Source organism: Pseudofrankia sp. EUN1h (assembly GCF_001854645.1).
Lineage (GTDB): Bacteria > Actinomycetota > Actinomycetes > Frankiales > Frankiaceae > Pseudofrankia > Pseudofrankia saprophytica.
Genome location: NZ_MBLN01000045.1, coordinates 310,912 through 318,461, shown reverse-complemented (window position 1 = coordinate 318,461; position 7,550 = coordinate 310,912). Strand labels below are relative to the sequence as shown.

Sequence of the window (7,550 nt, the reverse complement as noted above, 5' to 3'; positions counted from 1 at the left end):
CCGCGTTCCGCGGCGCGCTCGTGATCTCCGCGTTCCGCGGCGCGCCATAGCCAGCCGGGATCATGGGTTGAGGCACGGCCCCGAGGCGCGGTGATCGCCGGCCAGGTGTGAGAACCGGCGCCCGCTGGCGTGCCCGGATCTCCGTTCTGGTGATGGAAGGGTTGCGCACGATGGCCACAGATGGCGCGGATGACGGTGTGGGGGTCCAGGAGAGTCCTGGGAGGCTTCCCGACGTGGCTCCCGCGGACTTCGCCAGGCTCGACCTGCGAGTTGGCCGAATCGTCGAGGTTCGGGACTTCCCGACCGCGCGGAGACCGGCCTGGCGGCTGACGATCGACTTTGGTCCCACGATCGGTGCGCTCACGACCAGCGCCCAGGTGACGAACTACCCGCGAGCGGAGCTGCTCGGCCGCCTGGCCATCGCCGCCATCAACCTTGGCGTCAGGCAGATCGGGCCGGTACGCAGTGAGTGCCTCGTGCTTGGCGCTGTGGACCCGGACGGCGTCGTGACATTGCTTGAGGTGCCCGAAGGCACCGCTATCGGCCTCCGGATCGCCTGAGTTCTCCGGATCGCCCGAGTTCTCTGGACTGCCGGAGTTCGCGCGTCACATCTCGCGAGCCGCGGTATGCGTTCCGCGGTCCGAGGCGCGCGGTACGAGGCACACGGACCGGCGGCCGGCTCGGCTTCGGAATCGACTGCGTCACAGTCGGTTGGCCGACCGCGGGTCCACTGGCACCAGATAGATGGACGTCCTACTATCGGGAGACCGAGCTACGCCGCCACCCMGTTGGACACAGGGGCCGTCTCTCAGGAGTGCATGCGATGGGTGCAACCTCAGCCCTCCACAAGCCGGTCTACCMCTTCCGGGCCGTCACCGCCGGCTCGCTGTTCGACGGGCACGACGCTGCGATCAACATCATGCGGCGGTTGCTGCAGGCCCAGGGTGCCGAGGTGATCCACCTTGGCCATGACCGTGGCGTCGAGCAGGTGGTAACGGCCGCAGTGCAGGAAGACGTCAACGCCGTCTATGTGTCCTCCTACCAGGGCGGACACGTCGAGTACTTCAGCTACCTGGTTGAGCGGCTCCGTGAGCGGGGCGCAGGCCACATCCGGGTGTACGGCGGCGGGGGCGGCGTCATCGTTCCAGAAGAGATCGAGCTGCTGCACGCGCGTGGAGTCGCGCGGATCTTCTCGCCGGCGGACGGGCAGCGGCTCGGCCTTCCCGCGATGATCAACGTTACGCTGCAGGAGAGCGACCGGGACCTCGCGGTCGAGGCGCCCTCCCTCGACGCGCTGCTCGCGGGTGACGAGACGGCGCTGGCTCGGTCGATCTCCGTCCTCGAGACAGGCCRCTTCCCTGAGTTCGCGCAGGCCGTCCAGGCGGCCGCCGCTGACCGGACGGTCCCCGTGCTCGGCATCACCGGGACCGGTGGCTCCGGTAAGTCATCGCTGACCGACGAACTGATCCGCAGGCTTCGCCTCGACCAGGAGGACAAGCTGCGGATCGCGGTAATCGCCGTCGACCCGACCCGCCGACGTGGCGGTGGAGCGCTCCTCGGCGACCGGATCCGGATGAACTCCCTCGGCGACACGGCGCCTGGCGGCCCGGTCTACTTCCGCTCACTCGCGACCAGGACTGCCGGCGCGGAGGTCCCCGAACATCTCGCCGAGATCATCGCAGCCACCCAGGTTGCCGGCTTTGACCTGGTCATTGTCGAGACTCCCGGCATCGGGCAGGGAGACGCGGCCATCGTGCCGTATTGCGACGTCTCCCTCTATGTGATGACGCCGGAATACGGTGCTGCCTCCCAGCTTGAGAAGATCGACATGCTGGACTTCGCGGCCGTCGTCGCCATCAACAAGTTCGAACGGCGCGGTGCCGAGGATGCTCGTCGCGATGTCGCCCGGCAGATGGTCCGCAACCGGGAAGCGTTCGGCACTCCCTGGGAGGAAATGCCGGTCTTCGGCACCTCGGCGGCTCGTTTCAACGACGACGGCGTTACCAGGCTCTACCAGGAGCTCAAGGGCCTGCTCGGCGAGCGCGGCCTGGCCCTCGGGCCTGGAACGCTGCCCGTCGTCACTGTGCGCGCCTCCAGCGGTCTGACGACCGTCGTTCCGCCGGCGCGGGTGCGCTACCTCGCGGAGGTGGCCGAGAGTGTCCGCGGCTACCACGCCAGGACCGAGCAGCAGGTAGCGGCCGCCCGTCGGCGGCAGCACCTCACCACCGCGCTGGAGGCACTCGAGGAGGCCGAGGCGCGCTCGGATATCCCGGCCGGCGCGCCCACCTCGGCGACGGCCGCCGTTGCCGCGCTGCATCACGAGGCCGACGCCGCGCTCGAACCGGAGACGCGCAAGCTGCTCGAGTCCTGGCCGGCACTCGTCGCCGAACGTACCGGCGACGAGATGGTCTACCGGGTGCGGGACAACGAGATCCGGACGCCGCTGACCCGGACGACGCTGTCGGGCACCAAGGTTCCGAGGGTGGCCGTCCCGAAGATCGACGACGATGGTCGCCTGGTGCGGTTCCTGCGCCGGGAGAACCTGCCGGGGCTGTTCCCGTTCACCGCAGGCGTCTTCCCGTTCAAGCGGGCCGGTGAGGCGCCGGCGCGGATGTTCGCCGGCGAGGGCGACGCCTTCCGGACCAACCGGCGGTTCCACTTCCTGTCGGAAGGTGCGGCCGCGACCCGGCTCTCGACCGCCTTCGACTCCGTCACGCTCTACGGTCGGGACCCGGAGACGCGCCCGGACATCTACGGCAAGGTCGGCACCTCGGGCGTGTCGATCGCGACACTCGATGACATGAAGGCGCTCTACGACGGCTTCGATCTTTGTTCGCCGACGACGAGCGTCTCCATGACGATCAACGGTCCGGCGCCCGCGATCCTCGCGATGTTCCTGAATGCCGCGGTTGATCAGCAGTTGGCCAAGTTCGCGGCTGAGAACGGCCGCGAGCCGTCGGCCGACGAGGGCGCGGCGATCCGAGCCAAGGCGCTGTCGACCGTGCGCGGCACCGTGCAGGCCGACATCCTCAAGGAGGACCAGGGCCAGAACACCTGCATCTTCTCCACCGAGTTCGCCCTGCGCTGCATGGCCGACGTGCAGGAATGGTTCATCCAGAACGCGGTCCGCAACTTCTACTCGGTCTCGATCTCCGGCTACCACATCGCCGAGGCCGGGGCCAACCCGATCAGCCAGCTCGCGTTCACGCTTGCCAACGGCTTCACCTACGTCGAGGCCTATCTCGCCCGCGGCATGAAGATCGATGACTTCGCGCCGAACCTGTCGTTCTTCTTCTCCAACGGCATGGACGCCGAGTACAACGTGATCGGCCGGGTCGCCCGGCGAATCTGGGCCGTCGCGATGCGCGAACGATACGGCGCCGGCGAGCGCTCGCAGAAGCTGAAGTACCACGTCCAGACGTCCGGCCGGTCCCTGCACGCGCAGGAGATGAACTTCAACGACATCCGGACGACGCTGCAGGCGCTGTGCGCGATCTACGACAACTGCAACAGCCTGCACACCAACGCCTACGACGAGGCGGTGACGACCCCGACCGAGCAGTCCGTCCGCCGCGCACTGGCCATCCAGATGATCATCGACAAGGAATGGGGCCTGGCCGGCAACGAGAACCCGCTGCAGGGGTCGTACATCATCGAGGAGCTCACGGACCTGGTCGAGGAGGCGGTGCTCGCCGAGTTCGAGCGGATCTCCGAGCGCGCCGGCGTGCTCGGCGCGATGGAGACCGGCTACCAGCGCGGGCGGATCCAGGACGAGTCGATGCTCTACGAGCACCGCAAGCACGACGGCTCGCTCCCCATCGTCGGCGTCAACACCTTCCTCGCCCCGGAGAGCTCGGACGACACGGTCACCACTCTGGAACTCGCCCGGGCCACGGAGGTCGAGAAGAAGTCCCAGCTCGACCGGCTCGCGGACTTCCACAACCGGCACCGCGACGAGTCGCAGGAGGCGCTGCGCCGGCTGCGGGACGTCGCCGCCTCGGGTGGCAACACGTTCGCCGCGCTGATGGACGCCGTCCGGGTCTGCTCGCTCGGCCAGATCACGGAGGGGTTCTTCGAGGTCGGCGGCCAGTACCGCCGCAATGTCTAGCCCTCGCGGAGGTCGGGGCCGGTAGCCGGGCTGGCGGGCGCGATGCGTGGTACCGGTGGGTAGGTTCGGCCGTACCGGTGGGTAAGGTATGGCGTCAGCCGCGTCGCGCGCGGTGGCGTCGTTTTGCCTTGACGTCCGGACGTGGGATGCAATGAACACCACTCCCGTGACCACAGGGCCGAGACCCGCGTCGACGGCGGCTCCCGTCGGCGCCAGCACCCGCCGGAGCGCAGTATCGTGCCGCCGCGCAAGCCCCTTCCCTTCGACCCGATCGCCGAGGCGCGACGGCAGTGGTCCGCGCACGGCTGGGCGGAGGCCGCCGACGGGATGGCCGCCGTCACCTCGCTGATGCGTGCCCAGCAGATCGTGCTGGCCCGCGTCGACGAGGTGCTGCGGCCGTTCGAGCTGACGTTCGCCCGTTACGAGGTGCTGATGCTGCTGATGTTCAGCCGCAGCGGCTCGCTCCCGCTCAACCGGATCGGGGTCCGCCTCCAGGTCCACCCGACCAGCGTCACCAGTGCCGTCGACCGGCTCGAGGCCCGCGGCCACGTGCGCCGCACCCCGCACCCGACCGACCGGCGCGCGATCCTCGCCGAGATCACCGAGGAGGGCCGGGCGACCGCCCTCGCCGCCACCGAGAAGCTCAACGACACGGTCTTCGCGGAGCCCGGCCTACCCGACGGCGGCATCGACACCCTCGTAGCCCTCCTCAACGAGATGCGCCAGGCCGCCGGCGACTTCTAGAGCGTGGAGGGGCGGGCCGCCGCGCCCCCTGAGCCAGGCGTGACGAGGCCCGTCTCGTAGGCGACGACGACGGCCTGGGCACGGTCGCGCAGCCGAAGCTTGGACAGGATGCGGGCGACGTGGGTCTTCACCGTCGCCTCGCTGAGCTGGAAGGTGGCGGCGAGCTCGGCGTTGCTCCGCCCGGTCGCGAGGAGTCGGAACACCTCCAGCTCGCGCGGGGTGAGCGTGGCCAGGTCGCGGTGGATCGCGGCCGCCTGGGTGCCGGGGGACGCGAACCGCTCGACGAGGCGGCGGGTGATCGTCGGGGCGAGCAGCGCGTCGCCGGCGCGCACCAGCCGGACGGCGGCGACGAGCTGCTCGGGCGTCACGTCCTTGAGCAGGAAGCCGCTGGCGCCAGCGGTCAGCGCGGCGTAGACGTACCGGTCGAGGTCGAAGGTCGTCAGCATGATGACGCGCGGGGTGGTGTCCCCGCCGGCGAGGATGCGCCGGGCGGCCTCCAGGCCGTCCATCTCGGGCATCCGGATGTCCATCAGCACGACGTCCGGCCGGGTCCGGCGGACCGCCTCGACGGCGCGCGCCCCGTCGGCCGCCTCGGCGACCACGTCGATCCCGTCGGCGGTGAGGATCATCCGGAAGCCGGCGCGGACGAGTGCCTGGTCGTCGGCGATCACCACCCGCGGCGGCCCCGGCGACGCGACGCCCGCTCCCGCTCCCGCCCCGAGATGGGGACCGCCGGCGTGGCCGTCCTCGCCGGCCATGGCGTCGCGCCCGTCGGCGTGGCCGCGCCCGTCGGCGTGGCCGCCCTCGTCGGGGAACCCGCCATCGACGCCGCGGTAGCGCTCGTCCACCGGTCCGTGTTCGCTCACGCTGACCCGTCCCACACCCTGGCCGGCCCAGACTCCGGCGTGCCCGGGCCGCCACCGAGGGCCAGCCCACCGTCGGCCCTGCCCGGCCCGGCCTCGATCGGGATCTCGGCGCGGACGCCGAACCCGCCGAGCGGGCGCCGGCCGGCCCGCAACGAGCCGCCGTAGACGGCGAGCCGCTCGCGCAGGCCGACCAGACCGGCGCCGCCACCGGGGCCGGCCACCGCGGCGGGGCGCCCGCCGCTGTCGGTGACATCGACGCACAGCGCGCCGGGACCGTGGTCGACGGCGATCCGGACGCGGGCGCCGGCGGCGTGCCGGACGGCGTTGGTCAACCCCTCCTGCACCACCCGGAAGGCTGCCAGGTCGATCCCCGGCGACAGCTCCACCGGCGTCCCGGTCATGGTCAGCTCGACGTCGACTCCGGCCGCCCGGACGCGGTCGACCAGCGCCGGCAGCTGGCTCAGGCCGGGCTGCGGCGCGAGCTCGTCGTCCGTCGGCTCGTCCGGCGCGGACGCGTCGCCGGCGCCCGGACCTGCCGCGGCGCCGTCCGGCGCGCTGTCCGCCGCGCAGGTGTCGGGCATCGTGAGCAGTCCCATGACGTGGCGCAGCTCGGTCATGGCCGCGCGGCCGCTGCTCTCGACGGCGAGCATCGCCTCGCGCGCCTGGTCCGGCGACGCCGACAACACCTTGCGGGCCGCGCCTGCCTGGATGACCATCACGCTGACGTTGTGGGTGACGACGTCATGGAGCTCCCGCGCGATCCGGGCCCGCTCCTGCTCCACCGCCCGCTGGCTGGCCGCCTCCTGCTCCGCGGCGACGACCAGCGCACGCTGCTGGCGCAGGTGGAGCGCGTTCGCGGTCAGGCCGACGAGGACCAGCATGATGAACGGCACGTAGACGGGCCGGAAGTCGGGGATGTTCTCGTTCGGAAACGCGATCACCTGCACGCCGCCGACCACGACGCTCGCCGCCGCGAGCGCCCGGTGCGGGCTGTAGACCGCGGCCCCATAGGCCGCGACCAGCAGCGCGACGAACGTGAACGGCACGGCGTCCTCGACGAGGACGCCGCGGTGGAACACGACGGTGGCGACGAGCACTGCCCAGTAGGCGGCGAGTGGCCGCCAGCGGCGCCCGGCCAGCGGCAACGCGATCAGTACCGCGGCGACCAGCTGCCAGTAGGGAACCGGCTCCGGCGAGCGGTCGGCGAGCCGCCGTGCCGTGAGGAGGCCGTCGGCGTCGGACGGGAAGCCGGCCAGGTCGCCGCGGTCCGGCCGGTCGGCCGGGTCGGCGGGCTCGGCGGGGTCCGGCGCGTCGCCCAGGCCGCCGGGATTCGTGCCCGCCCAGTCCGGTGCGTCGCCCAGCGCGGGGGGCTGGGCCGGTGGGGCCGGGGCGCGGGCCGGGGCGTCGGGCGGCGCTGGTGCGTCCGACGCCCCGATCGCGATCCGCGGTACCACCAGGCTGCCGCCGTCGCGCGCTGCCACCAGCGTCAGGGCGACCAGGACGAACGCGAGGATCGCGTCCGCGGTCCACGCCCAGGGCGACAGCCGCGCGAGCTGGCCGCGCACCGCCGGGCGCGGCCCCGGAGCCAGACCCGGGCCCAGCCAGTACGCGCGGACCCGCCGCCACGGGCCGAGGGAGCGCCGCCGGGCGGCCCCGGGGTCCGCCGTCGCCGTCGCCGTCGCCGTCGCCGAGATCACGGTCCTAGTGTGACAAGGCTGCGGCGGGCCGGCGTCCGTCCCGCGCGGGTGCGTGCGCCGCGGCCTACATCGACCGCGTACATCGCTGGGATGACCCGCGCCTCCGATCGCCCCGTTGGGCGAGCCCATCTGGCC

General features: G+C 71.9%; 5 protein-coding genes. 3 read left to right on the top strand and 2 right to left on the bottom strand.

Going from position 1 to position 7,550, the window contains the following annotated elements; all coding sequences use genetic code 11:
• The first annotated feature begins 233 nt into the window (after positions 1-233).
• The 3 genes from BCD49_RS12375 to BCD49_RS12365 all read left to right on the top strand — a co-directional run bounded on the left by BCD49_RS12375 (position 234) and on the right by BCD49_RS12365 (position 4,852).
• Positions 234-560, top strand: a complete 327-nt coding sequence (locus BCD49_RS12375) for a tRNA-binding protein (protein WP_007519473.1) — start codon at positions 234-236, stop codon at positions 558-560.
• A 263-nt stretch (positions 561-823) separates the two neighbouring features.
• Positions 824-4,108, top strand: coding sequence for a fused isobutyryl-CoA mutase/GTPase IcmF (icmF, locus tag BCD49_RS12370; RefSeq protein ID WP_071041493.1), 3,285 nt, complete (start codon positions 824-826; stop codon positions 4,106-4,108).
• Positions 4,109-4,345: 237 nt separating this feature from the next.
• Complete coding sequence (locus BCD49_RS12365) at positions 4,346-4,852, top strand: MarR family winged helix-turn-helix transcriptional regulator (protein ID WP_007519475.1); 507 nt, start codon at positions 4,346-4,348, stop codon at positions 4,850-4,852.
• Here the strand turns inward: BCD49_RS12365 and BCD49_RS12360 are convergent.
• Both BCD49_RS12360 and BCD49_RS12355 read right to left on the bottom strand, forming a co-directional pair.
• Positions 4,849-5,526, bottom strand: coding sequence for a response regulator (locus tag BCD49_RS12360; RefSeq protein WP_035931377.1), 678 nt, complete (start codon positions 5,524-5,526; stop codon positions 4,849-4,851). The genes BCD49_RS12365 and BCD49_RS12360 overlap by 4 nt on opposite strands.
• Positions 5,527-5,714: 188 nt before the next feature.
• Positions 5,715-7,415, bottom strand: coding sequence for a sensor histidine kinase (locus BCD49_RS12355; RefSeq protein WP_007519478.1), 1,701 nt, complete (start codon positions 7,413-7,415; stop codon positions 5,715-5,717).
• Positions 7,416-7,550: the final 135 nt, after the last annotated feature.